Source organism: Kocuria sp. CCUG 69068 (genome assembly GCF_020833785.1).
Lineage (GTDB): Bacteria > Actinomycetota > Actinomycetes > Actinomycetales > Micrococcaceae > Kocuria > Kocuria rosea.
Genome location: NZ_PDDL01000077.1, coordinates 1 through 16,943, shown reverse-complemented (window position 1 = coordinate 16,943; position 16,943 = coordinate 1). Strand labels below are relative to the sequence as shown.

General features: G+C 73.6%; 18 protein-coding genes, 1 rRNA gene and 1 pseudogene. 8 read left to right on the top strand and 12 right to left on the bottom strand.

What is annotated here, in order from left to right; all coding sequences use genetic code 11:
* The 4 genes and pseudogenes from CRM73_RS13770 to pknB form a co-directional block, all read left to right on the top strand.
* Window positions 1–228, top strand: a pseudogene (locus CRM73_RS13770) (FtsW/RodA/SpoVE family cell cycle protein); the annotation flags it as partial.
* Complete coding sequence (locus CRM73_RS13765) at window positions 225–1,670, top strand: penicillin-binding protein 2 (RefSeq protein ID WP_017834093.1); 1,446 nt, start codon at window positions 225–227, stop codon at window positions 1,668–1,670. The pseudogene CRM73_RS13770 and the gene CRM73_RS13765, both read left to right, overlap by 4 nt.
* Window positions 1,667–3,412 carry a protein kinase gene (locus CRM73_RS13760; protein WP_229588132.1) on the top strand — a complete coding sequence of 582 codons (1,746 nt, stop codon included), beginning with the start codon at window positions 1,667–1,669 and terminating at the stop codon, window positions 3,410–3,412. Before CRM73_RS13765 ends, CRM73_RS13760 begins: the two co-directional genes overlap by 4 nt.
* A gap of 3 nt (window positions 3,413–3,415) precedes the next feature.
* A complete protein-coding gene (gene pknB, locus CRM73_RS13755) occupies window positions 3,416–5,458 on the top strand; it encodes a Stk1 family PASTA domain-containing Ser/Thr kinase (RefSeq protein WP_229588129.1) in 2,043 nt (680 codons plus the stop codon).
* 22 nt (window positions 5,459–5,480) lie between these two features.
* Here the strand turns inward: pknB and CRM73_RS13750 are convergent, their stop codons facing one another.
* Window positions 5,481–6,119 carry an aminodeoxychorismate/anthranilate synthase component II gene (locus CRM73_RS13750; RefSeq protein ID WP_095651326.1) on the bottom strand — a complete coding sequence of 213 codons (639 nt, stop codon included), beginning with the start codon at window positions 6,117–6,119 and terminating at the stop codon, window positions 5,481–5,483.
* Between the two features lie 142 nt (window positions 6,120–6,261).
* On the opposite strand from CRM73_RS13750, the gene CRM73_RS13745 reads away from it, so the two are divergent.
* Window positions 6,262–6,663: a cell division protein CrgA gene (locus tag CRM73_RS13745; protein WP_229588127.1), complete on the top strand. Its 402-nt coding sequence runs from the start codon at window positions 6,262–6,264 to the stop codon at window positions 6,661–6,663.
* Complete coding sequence (locus CRM73_RS13740) at window positions 6,660–6,890, top strand: hypothetical protein (protein WP_141246823.1); 231 nt, start codon at window positions 6,660–6,662, stop codon at window positions 6,888–6,890. Before CRM73_RS13745 ends, CRM73_RS13740 begins: the two co-directional genes overlap by 4 nt.
* Before the next feature lie 93 nt (window positions 6,891–6,983).
* On the opposite strand, the gene CRM73_RS13735 is transcribed toward CRM73_RS13740, so the two are convergent.
* From CRM73_RS13735 to CRM73_RS13720, 4 genes are all read right to left on the bottom strand, one after another.
* Window positions 6,984–7,580 (bottom strand): YceI family protein, encoded by a 597-nt coding sequence (locus CRM73_RS13735; RefSeq protein ID WP_095651328.1) that lies wholly within the window; start codon window positions 7,578–7,580, stop codon window positions 6,984–6,986.
* A gap of 127 nt (window positions 7,581–7,707) precedes the next feature.
* The gene (locus CRM73_RS13730) at window positions 7,708–8,421 is read right to left on the bottom strand and encodes a flavin reductase family protein (protein WP_255662899.1); all 714 of its coding nucleotides are present in this window, start codon (window positions 8,419–8,421) and stop codon (window positions 7,708–7,710) included.
* A 172-nt stretch (window positions 8,422–8,593) separates the two neighbouring features.
* Window positions 8,594–9,145: a flavin reductase family protein gene (locus CRM73_RS13725; RefSeq protein ID WP_095651329.1), complete on the bottom strand. Its 552-nt coding sequence runs from the start codon at window positions 9,143–9,145 to the stop codon at window positions 8,594–8,596.
* A gap of 22 nt (window positions 9,146–9,167) precedes the next feature.
* Window positions 9,168–9,863 (bottom strand): alpha-ketoglutarate-dependent dioxygenase AlkB, encoded by a 696-nt coding sequence (locus tag CRM73_RS13720; RefSeq protein WP_095651330.1) that lies wholly within the window; start codon window positions 9,861–9,863, stop codon window positions 9,168–9,170.
* A 137-nt stretch (window positions 9,864–10,000) separates the two neighbouring features.
* Here CRM73_RS13720 and CRM73_RS13715 point away from each other — a divergent pair, with 137 nt between their 5' ends.
* A complete protein-coding gene (locus CRM73_RS13715; protein WP_229588124.1) occupies window positions 10,001–11,020 on the top strand; it encodes an LLM class flavin-dependent oxidoreductase in 1,020 nt (339 codons plus the stop codon).
* A gap of 76 nt (window positions 11,021–11,096) precedes the next feature.
* Window positions 11,097–11,936 (top strand): GDSL-type esterase/lipase family protein, encoded by an 840-nt coding sequence (locus tag CRM73_RS13710; protein WP_229588122.1) that lies wholly within the window; start codon window positions 11,097–11,099, stop codon window positions 11,934–11,936.
* Window positions 11,937–12,036: 100 nt separating this feature from the next.
* Here CRM73_RS13710 and CRM73_RS13705 read toward each other — a convergent pair whose 3' ends face one another.
* The 7 genes from CRM73_RS13705 to rrf all read right to left on the bottom strand — a co-directional run.
* The gene (locus tag CRM73_RS13705; protein ID WP_229588120.1) at window positions 12,037–12,684 is read right to left on the bottom strand and encodes a DUF3618 domain-containing protein; all 648 of its coding nucleotides are present in this window, start codon (window positions 12,682–12,684) and stop codon (window positions 12,037–12,039) included.
* Window positions 12,681–13,154, bottom strand: coding sequence for a phage holin family protein (locus CRM73_RS13700; protein ID WP_109268582.1), 474 nt, complete (start codon window positions 13,152–13,154; stop codon window positions 12,681–12,683). Before CRM73_RS13700 ends, CRM73_RS13705 begins: the two co-directional genes overlap by 4 nt.
* The gene (locus CRM73_RS13695; RefSeq protein WP_138976485.1) at window positions 13,151–13,960 is read right to left on the bottom strand and encodes an ATP synthase F0 subunit B; all 810 of its coding nucleotides are present in this window, start codon (window positions 13,958–13,960) and stop codon (window positions 13,151–13,153) included. Before CRM73_RS13695 ends, CRM73_RS13700 begins: the two co-directional genes overlap by 4 nt.
* Window positions 13,961–14,067: 107 nt before the next feature.
* Complete coding sequence (locus CRM73_RS13690; RefSeq protein WP_144836846.1) at window positions 14,068–15,006, bottom strand: SDR family oxidoreductase; 939 nt, start codon at window positions 15,004–15,006, stop codon at window positions 14,068–14,070.
* A gap of 164 nt (window positions 15,007–15,170) precedes the next feature.
* Window positions 15,171–15,983, bottom strand: coding sequence for an alpha/beta fold hydrolase (locus CRM73_RS13685; RefSeq protein WP_144836849.1), 813 nt, complete (start codon window positions 15,981–15,983; stop codon window positions 15,171–15,173).
* Between the two features lie 102 nt (window positions 15,984–16,085).
* Window positions 16,086–16,682 (bottom strand): superoxide dismutase family protein, encoded by a 597-nt coding sequence (locus CRM73_RS13680; protein WP_229588118.1) that lies wholly within the window; start codon window positions 16,680–16,682, stop codon window positions 16,086–16,088.
* A 153-nt stretch (window positions 16,683–16,835) separates the two neighbouring features.
* Window positions 16,836–16,943: ribosomal RNA gene (gene rrf, locus CRM73_RS13675) — 5S ribosomal RNA — on the bottom strand; the annotation flags it as partial.

The window sequence follows — 16,943 nt, the reverse complement described above, 5'->3', positions numbered from 1 at the left end:
GCCGCCGGAGGGCGGGGCACCGGGGCCGACACGGCCCGCGGCCCGGCGGTGCCCGCCGACACCGCCGCCACCGAGCCGATCGCCGCCGCGGGCCTCGACGGGCACCGGGACGCCGAGGACGCGGACCACCACGGCGGCACCCCCACCGAGGCAATGTCCCGCCTCACCGACAAGGACCGCAGGGGCCCCGGCGGGTCCCGGAGCACCGAGAACGGAGGAGCATCGTGAACCGGGCGATCCGACACACCTGGGTGGCCGGCGTGGCGATCTTCACCGTGCTGCTCCTCGCGCTGACCTACGTGCAGTTCGTCGCGGCGCGCACCCTCGAGGCGCACCCGTGGAACAACCGCAGCCTCTACGACCAGTTCGGCGCGGACCGCGGGGCGATCCTCGTGGACGGGGACCCGAAGGCGTCCTCCGTGCCCTCGGAGGACGACTTCGAGTACCAGCGCGTCTACGCGGACCCGCTGACGTACGGGCACCTCACGGGCTACTTCTCCCTCGTCTACGGCGCCACCGGGCTCGAGGCGGCCCTCGGCGAGGAGCTCTCCGGCGCCTCCGACGAGCAGTTCTACGACCGCGTGGTCTCCATGTTCTCCGGGAACCAGCCCACGGGCGCGTCGGTCGAGCTCACCATCGACCCGGTGCTGCAGCAGACCGCGGCCGAGGTGCTCGAGGGCCGGAAGGGCTCGATCGTGGCCCTCGACCCGGAGACGGGCGCGATCCTCGCCATGGTCTCCACCCCGGGCTACGACCCCAACGAGCTGGCCTCGCACGACTCGGGCTCCGTGATCGCCGCCGCGGAACGGCTCAACGCGGACCCCGACGCGCCCCTCGTCAACCGGGCCGTCGCCGGTGACCTCTACGCCCCCGCCTCGACGTTCAAGATCATCGACACCGTGGCCGCCCTCGAGTCCGGGGACTACACCACGGAGACCCTGATCCCGAACCCCCAGGAGCTGCCCCTGCCCGCCACCGACGTGACCCTGCCCAACTACGTGGGCGGCGGCTGCACCGCCCGTGCGGAGGCGGACCTGGAGTTCGCGCTCGAGCAGTCCTGCAACACGCCGTTCGCCTCGATCGCCCTGGACCTCGGGGAGGACGCGATCCGGGAGACCGCCCGGAACTTCGGCTACGGGGAGCCCCTCTCGGTGCCGCTCAAGGTGACCCCGTCGGTGTTCCCCGAGGAGCTCAACGAGGCCCAGCTCGCGCTGTCCTCGATCGGCCAGTACGACGTGCGCACCACGCCCCTGCAGGTGGCCATGATGAGCGCCACGATCGCCAACAACGGGGTGCAGATGAAGCCCCAGCTCGTGCGCACCGTGCGCTCCGCCGACCTGTCCGTGATCGAGGAGCTCAACCCGGAGCAGCTGCGCCGTTCCACGAGCGCGGACGTCGCCGGGACCGTCTCGGACCTGATGGTGCAGGTCGTCGAGGACGGCATCGCCCGCGGCGCGGCCGTCCCGGGGGTCGAGGTGGCCGGGAAGACGGGCACCGCCGAGATCGGCTCGGACGAAGGCCTCAACGACTCCTGGTTCACGGGCTTCGCGCCGGCCGACGACCCCCAGGTGGCCCTCGCCGTCGTCTTCGAGGACGTGGACGTGGCGACGGGCGCCTCCCTGACCAGTCCCGGTGCCAAGCGACTCTTCGAGGCGGTGTTGAACAAGTGAGACCATCGTCGAGCACCGTCCTGGGCGGGCGCTACGCACTGACCGATCGGATCGCGATCGGCGGCATGGGTGAGGTGTGGAAGGCCAAGGACCGGGTCCTGGGCCGGATCGTGGCCGTGAAGATCCTCAAGGAGGAGTACAACGGGGACCCGAACTTCCTGCAGCGCTTCCGCGCCGAGGCCCGGCACACCGCGCTCCTGAACCACCCCGGGGTGGCCAACGTCTTCGACTACGGCGAGGAGGAGGGCTCCGCCTTCCTCGTGATGGAGCTGGTCCCGGGCGAGCCGCTGTCCAACATCATCGAGCGGCAGAAGACGCTCGCCCCGGACACCGTGCTCAACTACATCGGGCAGACCGCACGGGCGCTGGCGGCCGCGCACGCCCAGGGCCTGGTGCACCGCGACGTGAAGCCCGGCAACCTCATCATCACCCCGGACAACCGGGTGAAGGTCACGGACTTCGGCATCGCCCGCCTGGCGGACCAGGTGCCCCTCACGGCCACCGGGCAGGTCATGGGCACCGCCCAGTACCTCGCGCCCGAGCAGGCCACGGGTCAGACCGCCACGGGGTCCTCGGACATCTACTCGCTGGGCATCATCGGCTACGAGTGCCTGGCCGGGCGCCGCCCGTTCACCGGGGAGTCGCAGATCGCGATCGCCCTCGCGCAGGTCAACGACCCGCCGCCGCCGCTGAAGGACAGCGTGCCCGAGACCGTGCGTGCGCTGCTGATGTCGATGCTGGCGAAGGACCCCAAGGACCGCCCTGCCACGGCCGGCGCCCTGGCCACCGCCGTGGACGCCATCCGCCGCGGGGACGAGGACGCGGCGGTCGCGGCCGTCCCCGGGATGCGCCCCTTCCTCGACCTGCCCGACGACGACGCCACCCAGGCGTTCGAGCCCGTGCGCGACGAGCCGACGCAGGTGCTGGACCGGGACCGCACCGCGGCCGCCGCGGCGACCGGAGCCGCCGCCGCCGGCGGGCCACGGCCCATCACCGCCGAGCTGGACGTCGTCGACGGCCCGGAGGGCCCCGGGGAGGGCCCCGGCACCGGTCCGGCCCGTCCCGAGGAGCGCCGGGAGCGCCGCTCGGTGTGGGCCTGGCTGCTGCCGGTGCTCCTGGTGCTGCTCCTCGTGGCGGGGCTGCTGTGGTTCTTCCTGCTGCGCGAGCCGGCGCCCGTGAGCCAGGAGCCCTCCCCCACGGGCACCGTCTCGACCTCGACGGTGCCCGGCGAGCCGACGCCCCCGGCGGCGGAGCGGCCCGGCGCGGACACCGTGGAGGTCCTCGCCGCCCGCTACGAGGGCCGGCCGGTGGACGAGGTGGTGCAGGAGCTCTCCGACCTGGGCTTCCCCGTGGAGCGCGAGGGCCGCACCGCCGACGAGGAGCAGAACACCGTCCTGTCCCTGAACCCCGTGGGCCAGGTGGCGCGGAGCACCACCATCACGGTGGTCTACTCGACCGGCCCGGACACCGTGGAGCTCCCCTCCGGGATGGTCGGCCGCCCGGCCGACCCGCTGATCGACGAGATCCGGCTCCTGGGCGTGAACATCATCCGCTACGACGAGACCACCGAGGACGCCGAGCCCGGGACCGTGCTGCGCACCCAGCCCCTGGGCGGGTCCACCGTCCGCCCCGGCGACACCATCGAGATGTGGGTCGCCGCCGCGCCCGAGACCACCACCGCCCCCACCACCGGATCGCCCTCGCCCACCGCGACACCGACCGGGCCCGGCCAGGAGGGCTGAGCCGTGCCGGGCCGGAACCCCGTCCCCTCCCTCATCAACGACCGCTACGAGGTGGGCGAGACCATCGGCCGCGGCGGGATGGCCACCGTCCACCTGGGGCGGGACCTGCGGCTGGGCCGGCGGGTGGCCATCAAGGTGCTGCGCCCCGAACTGGCCCGGGACGGCACCTTCCACGAACGGTTCAAGCGCGAGGCCCAGTCCGTGGCCGCCCTGAACCACCACTCCATCGTCTCGGTCTACGACACGGGCGAGATCCTCGCGACGACCGACGAGGGCGTGGACCGGCCGTTCATCGTGATGGAGTACGTGCCCGGCCGGACCCTGCGGGAGCTGATCCACGAGAACGCCGTGACGCCCCAGGAGGCCGTGGACATCACCCTGGGCATCCTCGACGCCCTGGAGTACAGCCACCGGGCCGGCATCGTCCACCGGGACATCAAGCCCGCCAACGTGATCGTCACCCCGGAGCGGCAGATCAAGGTCATGGACTTCGGCATCGCCCGGGCCGTGGAGGACACCTCGCCGGCCCTGACCCAGGCCCAGGCCGTCCTCGGCACCGCGCAGTACCTGTCCCCGGAGCAGGCCCGGGGCGAGTCCGTGGACGCCCGCTCCGACCTCTACTCCGCCGCGTGCGTGCTCTTCGAGATGCTCACGGGCCGGGCGCCGTTCGTGGGCGGGTCCTCGGTGGACATCGCCGCCCAGCACGTCCGGGACCATCCCCCCGCGCCCTCGGAGCTGGACCCGCGGCTCGGCGGGCGCGTCGACGACTTCCTGGCGAAGGCCCTCGCCAAGGACCGCTCCGCCCGCTTCCAGGACGCCGGGCAGATGCGCCGGGCGCTGCGGGAGCTGCGCCCCGCGGTGCCGGGGGACCTGGAGGCCACCCAGCCCCTGCACGCGGTGCGGCAGCGGGACGAGGACACGAAGACCCTCCCGCCCGTCCCCGTGCCCGCCGGGGCGGCCGCTCCGCCGACGGCGGCGGGCACGGCGGTCGCCGCGGCGCCGGTGCCGGCGGACGACCCCGGCAGCGGCTCGACCCCGGCGCGGGACCGCCGACGGCGACCGCTGCGCGCGGCGCTGCTCGGCCTGCTCGCCCTCGCGGTCCTCGCCGTCCTCGGGGTCGTGGCCCTCCAGTGGGTCCAGGACCAGCGCGGCGGACCAGCGCTCGTCGCCGTCCCCTACGTGGCGGGGATGGACGCGGCGGTGGCCGAGACGGCGCTGCGCAACGCGGAGCTCGTGCCGCAGCGCGAGGAGGTCTTCGACGACGAGGTGCCCGAGGGCGACGCCGTGGGCACCGACCCCACGGCCGACACGCAGGTCGAGGAGGGCTCCACCGTGGTCCTCGCGGTCTCGCGGGGGCCCGCCGAGGTGGAGGTCCCCGACGACCTCGCGGGCCGGTCCGAGGAGGACGTGCGGGACGCCCTGGAGGCCGCCGGGCTCGAGGCCGGGGCGACCCGCACGGCGAACAGCCCATGGGTGCCCCAAGGGATGCTGGTCGCCACCGACCCGGCCGGCGGGACCACCGTCCCGAGCGGCTCGGAGGTGCAGCTCGTGCTGTCCACGGGGCGGGTGACCGTGCCGCAGCTCGTGGGCCTGAGCCGGCAGGAGGCGGTCGCGGCCCTCGGCGCGGACGCGGTCCGCCTCTCGTCCGAGGTCGTCGCCACCCCCCGGGCCGGAGTGCCCGCAGGGCAGGTCGTGGACCAGAGCGTCGATGCCGGACAGTCCGTGCCGCAGGGCTCGACGATCACGCTCACCGTGGCGGTCGCCCCGGAGCCCGAGCCCGCTCCGGAGCCGACCCCCTCGCCCACCCCGTCCCCCTCCCCGGAGGCGACCGAGGACGAGGAGGAGCCCGAGGAGACCGCCGCACCGGAGGAGGAGGAGTCCGAGCCCAGCAGCACCCCGGACGACTCCGCCGAGACGTCCCCGGAGGACTCCCCCGAGACCGAGGCGCGCGACGACGACGAGCAGGACGGGATCCCCCAGCAGGCGGCCGACCGGGCCCGCGAGGCGCTCGAGCAGGGCGCGGACCGCGGGCCCCGGCGCGATTGACGTCCGGGCCGGCGGCCGAGGATCAGACGGTGATCAGCGGGGAGAGCGACGCGGCGGCCCGCGCCGCGCCCTTGAGCCCCACGAGCTCGAGCCAGTTGCCGAGCATGAGGTAGCCGCCCTCGGTGAGGACGGACTCCGGGTGGAACTGCAGCCCGTGCAGCGGGGCGCTCTTGTGGCGCAGCCCCATGATCACCCCGTTCGGGGTGCGGGCGGTGACCTCGAGGACGTCGGGCACGGACTGGTCCACGACGGCGAGCGAGTGGTAGCGGGTCGCGGTGAACGGACTGGGCACGGCGCCGAAGACGCTCGTGCCGTTGTGCTCCACCCGGGAGGTCTTCCCGTGCATGAGCTCCTCGGCATGGGTGACGGTCCCCCCGTACGCCTCCGCGAGGGCCTGGTGGCCGAGGCAGACGCCGAGCAGCGGCTGCCCCGTCCGCTCGGCGTGGCGGATCAGGGCGGTGCACACGCCGGCGTCGGCGGGAGCGCCCGGGCCGGGCGAGAGGAGGACGCCCTGGTGCTCGTCGGCGAGCGCGCACGCGGCGGTCTCGTCGAGGTCGTCGTTGCGGATGACCGTGGTCCTCGCACCGAGCTGCTCGAGGTAGCCGACGAGGGTGTAGACGAAGCTGTCGTAGTTGTCCACGACGAGGATCTTGACGGTCACAGGATCTCCTGGGAGTGGGGTGCCTCTCGGCGCGTGCGCCCGTCCAGCTTACGCGTCCGCAGGAGGGCACGCACCGGGCGGCTAGACTGGTGCACCGGACCCCCCGCCGTGAAGACGGCCCGCTTGGTGATCAGGAGGATCAGTGCCCGAGTCCAAGAACCGCCGCAAGAAGCCGGCCCGCCGTCCGGGCGGCTCCGGACGGTCGACGCCGGCAGCTGCCCCGCCCGTCGACGCGGAGCTGGCGCGGCTGGCGGCGGAGGGGCTGCCCGGCGGCTCCACCGCGTTCGACCCGGAGGCCGCCGCGAACGCGGTGGCGCAGGAGCTCACCGAGCGCTCCCGGCACGGCTCGCCGGAGGCCCACGCCCCGACGCCCACCTGGTACAAGGCCATCATGCTGGGCCTGCTGGTGGTCGGGCTGCTGTGGCTCATCGTCTACTACCTCTTCCAGGGCACCTATCCCGTGCCCGGGATCGGCACGTGGAACATCGGGGTGGGCCTGGCCCTGATGATGGTGGGGCTGATCATGACCACGAAGTGGCGGTGACCTCGGTGCCCCCTGCCGGCACCGGCCCCGAGGACCCGCACCAGGGCCCGCACGAGGACTCGCAGGAGCCCTCCCCCAAGCCGCTCGAGGACGAGATCGCCGAGTCCCGGCCGAAGGACGGGCGGCGGTTCAACGCCGCCACGTTCGAGGTGCGGCTGCGCCGGTGGGCGCTGCTGCTGCTGGTCGCGGGTCCCGCGATCTGGTTCCTGGTGCAGCAGCTCCGCTAGCCGCACCGGCCCGCGGCACCGGTCACGGCGCGCACGGGAGCGGCCCGCACCCCTGCCGGGGTGCGGGCCGCTCCCGTGCGCGCCTGTCGGGGATCAGGCCTGGGCCGAGACGGCCTCCTGGCCCTCGACGGTCTCCTCGGGGTCGTTCTGCGGCGCGGTGAACGCGACGTCGAGGCTGATGACGACCTTGTCGGAGACGAGGACCCCGCCGGCCTCCATCGCGGCGTTCCAGGTGATGCCGAAGTCCTTGCGGGAGATGGTGGTCTCGGCGGAGAAGCCGGCGCGGGTCACGCCGAAGGCGTCGACGACCACGCCGCTGAAGTCGGTGGCGAGCTCGACGGTGCGGGTCACGTCCTTGATGGTCAGCTCACCGGTGATCGTGCCCTCTTCTCCGTCGAAGGCCACGGCGGTCGAGGTGAAGGTCATCGTGGGGTGCTCCTCGACCGCGAAGAAGTCGGCGCTGCGCACGTGGGCGTCGCGGTCGGCGTTCTTGGTGTCGATGCTCGCCATCTGGACCGTGGCGTTCAGGGTCGAGCTCTCGACCGGGTCGGTGACCTCGAGCTGCGCGTCGACCTCGCCGAAGGTGCCGCGCACCTTGGAGATGCCGGCGTGGCGGACGGTGAAGCCGACCTCGGAGTGGGCGGGGTCGAAGGTCCAGGAACCGGGGACGAGACCGTTGAGCTGGGACATGGTGTTCTCCTTGGGGATCGGTGGCGAGCAGGTTGTTGCTTCGTCAACTACTCTAGGAGCACCTTGGTGATGTGTCAACAACAAAGTCCGAAGTTCTTCCGGGTCCCCGGGGGCCGCCCCCGGACGTTCAGGCCTCTGGGTCCAGGGCGGAGCGGTCGTTGAGCTCGTGGAACCGGCGGCGGTGGTAGACGAGGGGGACGCCCGTGCCCTCGTGGCCGAGGACGTCGACCACGGCGGCGTTGAACACGAGGGCGGGCCCGGCCTTGATCCGGGCCAGCGGGACCGCGCGCAGGACCCGGGCGACGTTGAGCAGCCGGGGCTCCCCCGTCTCCAGGTACTCCCAGGGCATGTCCGCCCCGAAGCGCGGCGCCCCGGAGACGGCGAAGGACCGGGCGAGGTCGAGGTTCTCGGCGTCCAGCAGGTGCACCAGGAAGGAGTCGGCCTCGGCCAGCAGAGCGGCCGAGCCCTGACGGGCCTGCAGGGAGAAGCCGAGGATCGGCGGCACGGCCGACACGGAGGACACCGAGGACGCCGTCAGGCCCACCGGCCCCTCGGGGCCCCGCGCGGTGATGATCGCGACCCCCGCGGGGTGGTGGGCGAAGGCCGCCTTGAACGCCTCGCCCACGTGCTCGAGGTCCTGGAGGTGGTCGGCCGGGACCTCGAGGTCGGCGACCGACGCGGCCGCGCGCTCGGCCGGGGGACCGGGCCGCGGGACCGCGCTCAGCCGCGGCTCCTCCGCCGTCCGCTCGGGCTGCGGAGGGCTCTGCTCCGGCGCGCCGCCGGCGGGCGCGTCGTCGTCGTGCCCCCGACGAGGCCGGCGTTCGTGGTGCTGGGCCGCCATGAGTGTCCTTCCGTGGAGAGCCGTGGGAACGGTGCCGCCGGGCGGCCCCACCGGTCCACGCTACGTCCGGAACCGGAGCGGGAGTCAATCGATTCCGCCGCTGACGGGGCGGGAGAAACCCGACGTCACAGTCTTGCACGGGCGCCGTCGTCGTGTCCGGCGCCCCCCCGGGTCACCGGGTCAGGCCCCGGTAGCCGCGGGCGTAGTGCACCAGCGGGTCGTCGGCCCGGGCCTCCGCGACCCCGCGGCCCATCGCGGTCACCTCGCCCACGACGAGCCGGTGCGTCGCGGCGGTGTGCACGGCCACGGTGGAGAGCTCGAACCACGCGAGCGCCCCGTCCAGGACGGGCGCCCCCGAGCGCGGCGCGCGCCGGAAGGGCACGCGGTCCAGCAGGCCCTCGACCGGGTTGCCGGGGCTCGCGAGCCAGTTGGCGACCCCCTCCTGGTCCCGGCGCAGCACGGAGAGCGTCCACGCGCCGGAGGACTCCACCGCGTCGCAGATCCGCCCCTCCTCGAAGAGGCTCACGAGCATGGTGGGCGGGTCGTAGGAGACGTCGAGGAACCCGGTCACGGTCGCGGCGACGTCCCGCCGGCGGTGCCGGGCGGCCACGACCGCCACGCCGGAGGCGATGTCCGCGGCGAGCAGGCGGTAGGCGCCGACGTCCTCGGCGTCCGGCGCCGCCGGGTCGATCAGGTGGGCCGGTGCGGGATCGGGAAGCTCCATCCCGCCAGTCTGGCACGGGGACTCAGCGCTCCGGCCGGGACCGTCCCGTCATCCGGAGGGTCAGGTTCAGCCGCCCGCCCTTCATGCCCAGCGCGGCCGCCCCCGTACCGGGGCGGATGCGCGGCACCCCGTGGAACGCGTAGCGGGAGGGTCCGCCGAAGACGAAGAGGTCGCCGCTGCGCAGCTCCACGTCCCGGTACGGCGCCGAGCGGGTCTGCGTGTTCCCGAAGCGGAAGACGCAGGTGTCCCCGAGCGAGAGGGAGACGATCGGCGCGGCGGAGGCCTCGTCCCTGTCCTGGTGCATGCCCATCCGGGCGTCGGCGTCGTAGAAGTTCACCAGGGCGGTGTCCGGCCGGTAGTCCTGCGCGTCCGGGCTGCCGGGGCCGTAGGCCTCCTGGGCGGCCCGGCGGCCCAGCTCGGTCAGCCACGGGGGCATGTCCGGTGCCCGCTTGCGCTCCCCGGTGCGCAGATAGCGGTAGGGTGCCCAGTCCCAGCCCAGTGTCGTGGAGCGCACCGACATCCGGCCGCCGCCCGGGAGCACCATGTGCCGCATGGGCACCGGGCCCACGGCCCACTCCCGGCAGCGGAGCACCAGGTCCCGCTGCTCCTCGGGCCCGAGCCACCCCGGCACGTGGACGGCGCCGGGGGCGATCTCCGCGCGCTCCCGGGGCAGCTCGAACAGCTCGGGCGCCGAGAACGGGGTCGAGGGGTCGATCATGCTGCCGAGCGTAGCCGCGACCGCCGACACCGCGCACCGGCACCGCGGGCGGCGGCACCGGTGTGCGCCCCGCCACGGCGGCCCCGGGCGGAGAGGAGTAGCGTGGAGGTTCTCCCGATCACCGTGAAAGGTCCGCCGTGCCGCTGCCCCTGTCCGTCATCGACTTCGCCACCGTCCGCAAGGGCGCGTCCGTGGGCGAGAGCTTCGCCGACTCCGTGCGCCTCGCCCAGCACGCCGAGCGCCTGGGGTACCTGCGGGTCTGGTACTCGGAGCACCACAACATGCCCACGATCGCCTCCTCGGCCCCGGCCGTGCTGATCGCCCACGTCGCCGCGCACACCTCCACCGTCCGCCTGGGCGCGGGCGGCGTCATGCTGCCCAACCACTCCCCCCTCGTGATCGCGGAGCAGTTCGGCACGCTCGCCGAGCTGCACCCCGGACGGATCGACCTGGGCCTGGGCCGGGCCCCCGGCACGGACCTGCGGACGGTGCGGGCCATGCGCCGGGACCCCTCCGCCGCCGAGCAGTTCCCGCAGGACGTCCGCGAGCTGCAGGGCTATCTCAGTGGCCGCTCGCTCGTCCCGGGGGTCAGCGCCGTGCCGGGCGCCGGGACGGACGTGCCCCTCACGATCCTGGGCTCCTCGCTGTTCGGCGCCCAGCTCGCCGCCGCCTACGGGCTGCCCTACGCCTTCGCCTCCCACTTCGCCCCCGACGCGCTCGTGGACGCCGTGGCCGCCTACCGCGCCGGGTTCCGTCCCTCCGAGCAGCTCGCGGAGCCGTACGTCGTCGCGGCCGTCAACGTCATCGCCGCGGACACCGCCGAGGACGCCGCCGAACAGCTCGGGACCGCCCGGCGCGAACGGGTGCGCGCCATGGTGGGCCGCGGCCGCGAGCTGAGCGAGGCTGAGCTGGACATGGTGATGGACAGCCCCGCCGGGCAGCAGATCCTGCACATGCTGCACTGGTCGGCCGCGGGCACGGGCGACGAGGTCCGGTCCTCCCTGGAGGACTTCGCGGTCACGGCGGACGCCGACGAGCTCATGATCGCCCCCGCGTCCCCCACCCAGGAGCAGGTGCTGCGCTCCCTCGAGCTCCTGGCCGGGGCCTGGGGTCAGGACGCCGGGACAGACCTTCCCTCCGCCGCGTCGCGACTGTAAATTCAGGGAGTCACCGGCGTCCGCCGTCACGGCGCCGCCCCCGGGAGGCGCCACCGCCCCCCGAAAGGTCCCCGCCATGTCCTCAGTCACCGCCCGACGCACCGTCACCGCCCTGGCCGCGGCGCTCGCCCTCTCGGGCGCGGCCGCCTCCCCCGCCGCCGCGACCCCGCGCACCGTCGAGGTCGTCAACCTCGGCGACTCCTACTCCGCGGCCTTCGGCACGGGCGGGCTCCAAGCGGTCGAGGGCGTTCCCGGCTGCGTCCAGGGCACGGGACGGGACCACGTCGACAAGCTGGACGCGCACCCCCGGATCGAGGTGACCCTGGACGCGGCGTGCGCCGGCTACGAGACGCACGAGGTGCGGAACCTCGTCGCCGCGCAGCCGGTCGCCGACGCCCTCGACTCGGCCGACCTGGTGACACTGACCCTCGGGGGCAACGACATCGGGTGGGGCGGGTTCGTCGAGGCGTGCAGCGCCCCCGCCGAGGCCGCCTACGGCCCGGCGCCGTGCGACGCCAAGCTCGCGGAGGCCCCCGCGCTCATCGCGTCCGCCGCCGCCTCCGCGGCCGAGACCGTCGCGGCCGTCGACGCCGCGTCGGACGCGCGCATCGTGGTGCTGGGCTATCCGCACCTCTTCGACGACCGTGCGGACAGCCCGCTGATCTCCGCCGAGCGGGCCGCCCAGCTCAACGACTGGACCGACGAGCTCAACGCGGCTCTCGCGGCGGGCGTGGAGGAGGAGGGCGCCGTCTTCGTGGACGTCACCGACCGCTTCCGCGGCCACGGCGTCGGCTCGGCGGACCCGTGGATCCTCTTCGGCCCCGACGCCGGCAGCCACAACCTGCACCCGACCGAGCGCGGGTACCTCTCCGGCTACTTCCCGGGGCTCCTCGGGCAGGCCGCCCGGGCCCGCTGACCGCTCGCCGGCCACGACGCAGGCCCCGGACCGTCGGTCCGGGGCCTGCGTCGTGGCCGGTGCGTCACCGGCGCCCGGCCGGGGTGCGGCCGGGCGCGGGTCAGGCGTTCTTCGTCTCGTCCCTGACGGACTGCGCCGAGTCCTGGGCGGAGGTCTTCAGGTGCTGGGCCTCGCCCTGGCCCTGCTGCTTGACCTCCTGGGCGCCCGACTGCGCGGTCTCCTTGACGGACTGCGCGGCCTCCTGCGCCGGCTCCTTGAGGTCCTGGGCGACCTCCTGCGCGGCGCTCTTCGCGGACTCGACCGCGTGCTGGGCGTGGGGCTGCACCCGGTCCGCCGCGTCGGCGACGAGCTCCTGCTCCTTCTGCGTGGAGGGCAGCAGCGAGCCGACGAGCCAGCCGGCGCCGAGGGCGATCAGACCGGCGGCCAGCGGGTTGCCCCGGGTCTTCGCCCGGGCCGTGGCCGGGGCGTTCTGCACGGCGCCGCGGGCCTGGTCGGCGCGGTACGCCGCCTCGTCCCGGACGTCGCCGGTGGAGTAGCCGCCCACCGTGAACTCGTCGTCGGAAGAACCCATGACTCGCTCCCTCACTCCGTGCACGGTGTCCTGGACCTTGCCGCGGACCTTGTCCTTCTGCCGCTCGACGACGCGCTCGGGCGTCACCTTCTCCGCGACGGCGTCGACGTCGGAGCCGAGCCGAGCGCGGGTGGCCTCGATGTCGGCGCGGATCTGTTCGGGGTTCTGCTGGCTCATCGGTTCTCCTTCTTGGAGGGCTTCACGGTGTCCGGGATCTCGGAGACGGTCTCGCGGGTGAGGGGCAGCGGATCCTGGGTCGCCTCGGTCATCTCCCGCTTGCCCTCGTTGAGGTTCTTCTTGCCCATCGCGGCGAGGATGCCGGCGATGACGGCCCAGAGCACGGCCACGATGACCGAGGACCAGGCCAGGCCCACGAGGTTGCTCAGTCCCCACATGAGGGCGAGGGACAGGAAGAGCAGGACGAAGTGTCCGGCCACGCCGGCCCCGGCGAGCATGCCGGCGCCCTTGCCCGTGTCCTTGGCGGACTGCTTGGCCTCCTGCACCGCCTGCGTCGTCTCGGCCTTGGCGAGCGCGATCTCCTGCTGGATGAGGGTGGAGAGGTTGGTGCTCAGCGACTTGAACATCTCACCGAGCGACTCGTGCTCCGCCCTGTTCTCGGCGTTCGAGGGGGGAATGGGATGGCTCATCGACGGTCGCCCTCCTGGTCCGGGTAGACGGTGCCGGGCACGCGGTCGGTGTAGGTGCGGGCCGCCTCGCCCTGCTCGTCGGAGCGGTAGGCGTAGGGGTCGGCCGGGGTGTAGCCCGAGGTCTCGGTCGCCGTGAGGTTGCGGTCGTAGCCCTGGTCGTAGACGGCGCCGGTGGCGACGCCCGTCCCGGCCGCGGTGCCCTGGCCCTGCCGGCCGGAGACGCCGAAGTACTCCTTGGCGCCCTGGCGGTCGGTCGCGATCTCGTCGCTGTCCTTGACGCCGCGGGTGGCGCGACCGGCGAGGAGCCCGATGCCGGCGGCCAGGGCCAGGAAGGTCCCGGGGCGACGCGCCGCGAACCTGCGGACGTCCTGCAACAGGTCCTGGGCGTCCTTGTTCTCCAAGGAGGAGGCCACGGAGTCGACGCGCCCGGAGACGCTGCCGAGCAGACCCGTGACGAAGTCCGTCTCGGGCTTCTCACCGCGGGACAGGGCGTTGATCTCGTCGCTGACGGAGCGGACGCTCGAGGCGATGCGCTCCTGCTGGGGGGCCACCTGGTCCCTCAGGTCGCTCCGGAGCTGGCCGAGGAGGTTCTGCGCCTGGGCGGTGGCCTCCTGCTTGACGGCTCCGGCCTGCTCCTTCGCCGTCTCCTTGACGCGCTGGCCGGAGCCGGCGGCCTCGTGCTTCAGCTGGTTCGCCTCGGCCTTGCCCTGCTCCGCCGCGACGTCCTTCTTGGACGAGGTGCCGGTCTGCGCCGCGTGGCTCGAACCGGCGTCGTAGGGGGTGGGGTCATAGGGGTTGGTGGTCATGATTCCGCCTTTCTGGAACATTTCATAAGTCCACTGATGGTGCGGGCTGGTTCTAGCCTAGGTCGAAGGCTCCACGGAGCCAAGCCCTTCGCCGGATCGGCGCGTCCTCACGGCGACGGGCTGCCGCCGTTGACGTTGAGGGTCTCGCCGATGACGTAGCTCGACTCGGAGGAGGCGAGGAACACGTAGGCGGGGGCCAGTTCCGTGGGCTGGCCGGCCCTGCCGAGGGGCGTCGACTGCCCGAACTCTGGCAGCGCGTCCTTCGGCTGCCCGTCCGAGACCTGGAGAGGCGTCCAGAACGGTCCCGGCGCCACGGCGTTGACGCGGATGCCCTTGGGCGCCAGCTGCTGGCCGAGGCCCTTGGTGAAGTTGTTGATCGCCGCCTTGGTCGACGCGTAGTCGAGGAGGTCCGGCGACGGCTGGTACGCCTGGATCGACGTCGTGTTGATGATGGAGGACCCCGCGGGCAGGTGCCGCAGCGCCGCCTTGGTGATCCGGAACATCGCCACGATGTTGACGGTGAAGGTGTCGACCAGCTGCTCGTCGCTCAGGTCCTCGAGGCTCTCGACCGCCACCTGCTTGCCGGCGTTGTTGACGAGGATGTCGAGGCCACCCAGCCCGTCCACGGCGTTCTCGACCAGGGACGTGCAGAAGTCCTTGTCGGTGAGGTCCCCGGGGAGGAGGACGGCCGTGCGACCGGCCTTCTCGATGGCGGCCTTGACCACCTGCGCGTCGGGCTCCTCGTCCGGGAGGTAGTTCAGGGCGACGTCGGCGCCCTCCTTGGCGAACGCGATGGCGACGGCCGCGCCGATGCCCGAGTCCGCCCCGGTGATCAGGGCCTTGCGCCCCTCCAGGCGGCCGGTCCCCCGGTAGGAGAGCTCCCCGCGGTCGGTCCTGGGCTCGAGCTCGACGTCCAGGCCCGGCTCGGGCTGGTCCTGCTTCGGGGGCGACAGGACGGGGTATCGCGTCACGGGGTTCTGGAACGCGAGCTGGTCCACCGTCTCGCGGTCGGCGTTCTCGGGGTTGCCGCTGTTCGTCTCGGCCATGCTCCACTTCCTCTCGTCGTGCACTGATCTGGACAGCATACTGATGATGCGGTCGGCAGGACAACGGCTTCTCTGTGGGAGAACAGGACACCCCGCGCCCCCGTGACGGAGGGACCGCCGAGGGGCACGGGGCGCAGGAGCGTACTGCCGCGGGGTGACCGCGCTCAGGCGTCGAGACGGTGCAGGAAGTTCTCCAGGGCGTCGTCGAACGCGGCGGGCTGCTCGAGGTTGGGGGTGTGCCCGGCGCCGTCGACGACGACGAGCTCCGCCCCGGGGGCCAGCTCGGTCATCCGCAGGCCGGCGCCGCCGTCGAAGGCGTCGTCCGCGCCAACCACGACGAGCACGGGGATCCGGGCGCCGCGGAGCAGCTCGGTGAAGTCCCGGCGCTCGGCGCGCCCGCGCATGGCCGCGGCGGCCCCCTTCGCGGGAGCGTTCTGGAGCATGGCCAGCACCTCGGCCGCCACCTCGGGGCGGGTCTCCACCGTCGACTCGGCGACCATCTTGCCCAGGACATTGCGGCCGTAGGCCTCCATGCCGCCGGTCAGCATGGCGTCCGCGGCGACGTGGCGGCGCCGCCTGCCGGCGGCGTCCTCCGCCTCGGGGACGGTGTCGTTGACGACCAGCGCCCGGACCCGGCCGGGGTGGCGGTGGAGGAGCTCCATGGCGATCTGGCCGGACATCGAGAACCCGACCACCACCGCCCGGTCGACGGCCAGGTGCTCGAGCAGCGCGGCCACGTCGTCCGCGAACTCCTCGGTGTAGACGATCCCCTCGGTGACCTCGGACCCGCCGAAGCCGCGCAGGTCGGGGGCGATCACCCGCCAGCCGCGGGAGGCGAACACCTCGACCTGACGGGTCCACATGCTGCGGTCGTAGGCGTGACCGTGCAGCAGGAGGAGCACCGGCCCCTCCCCCCGGTCGGTGTAGGTCATGGTGACCCCGTTGATCCGGGCGGTGGCGGGACTGACGTCGGGCATGGTGGGAGACCCCTCTCTCGGGCGTACGGCAGGAACGCCCCCAGGGTAGCGAAGGACGCCGCCGCAGGGCCGGGTCTCACCCGCGGCCGGAACGGCCCGCGGTCATTCGACGACGCCGCAGGCCAGCCGCGAGCCGGCGTCGCCCGTGCCCAGCGTGGCCTCGTCGGGTCCGCCGGGGGCGTAGCGCTCCGGGACGTTGGCGTGGTTGTCGGGGCCCGAGTGGACCATCACGGCGCTGCCGTCGTCGTCGGCCACGAGGTCCTGGACACCGAAGCGGTCTGTGACCGTCGTGAGGAAGCCCGCCCCCTCCTCCGTCACCAGGAGACCGGGGAGGTCGCCCCGGTGGCCGGGGTGCTCGGCGTCCTCGTTCCCGAGGTGACCGCCCGCGGAGAGGAACGCGCCCGTGGTGCCGGGGTCCCCCGGGGCCGTGCTGTCGGGCTCGCAGAGGCCGGTCGCGTGCACGTGCAGTCCGTAGAAGCCGGGCTCGAGTCCCTGCACCTCGGCCACGACCTCCGCGCCGGCGGCGACCTCCGAGAAGCTGACGCTGCCGACCTCCGCGCCCTCGGCGTCCTGGAGGACGGCGCGGGAGCCGGGAGCCGCCTCCGGGGCGGCCGACGTCTCCTCGACCACGGCGCTGTCGTCACCGCCCCCGCCGCAGCCGGCGAGCACCAGGGCGGTCGTTCCGATCACTGCTGCCATCAGCCTGCTCCGTCGCACGGCTCCTCCTCGTCGTCACCGGGTCCTGGTCCTCGACCATAAGCCGTGGTCGGAGGGGATTCAACGAAGACGATGGGTGTTAAATGCGGGGAGCCCCCGCACCGTGTGGTGCGGGAGCTCGACCCTGGTGGTGTGGTCCGGCGGTGTCCTACTCTCCCACACCCTTCCGGGTGCAGTACCATCGGCGCTGCGGGTCTTAGCTTCCGGGTTCGGGATGGGACCGGGCGTTTCCCCCACGCTATG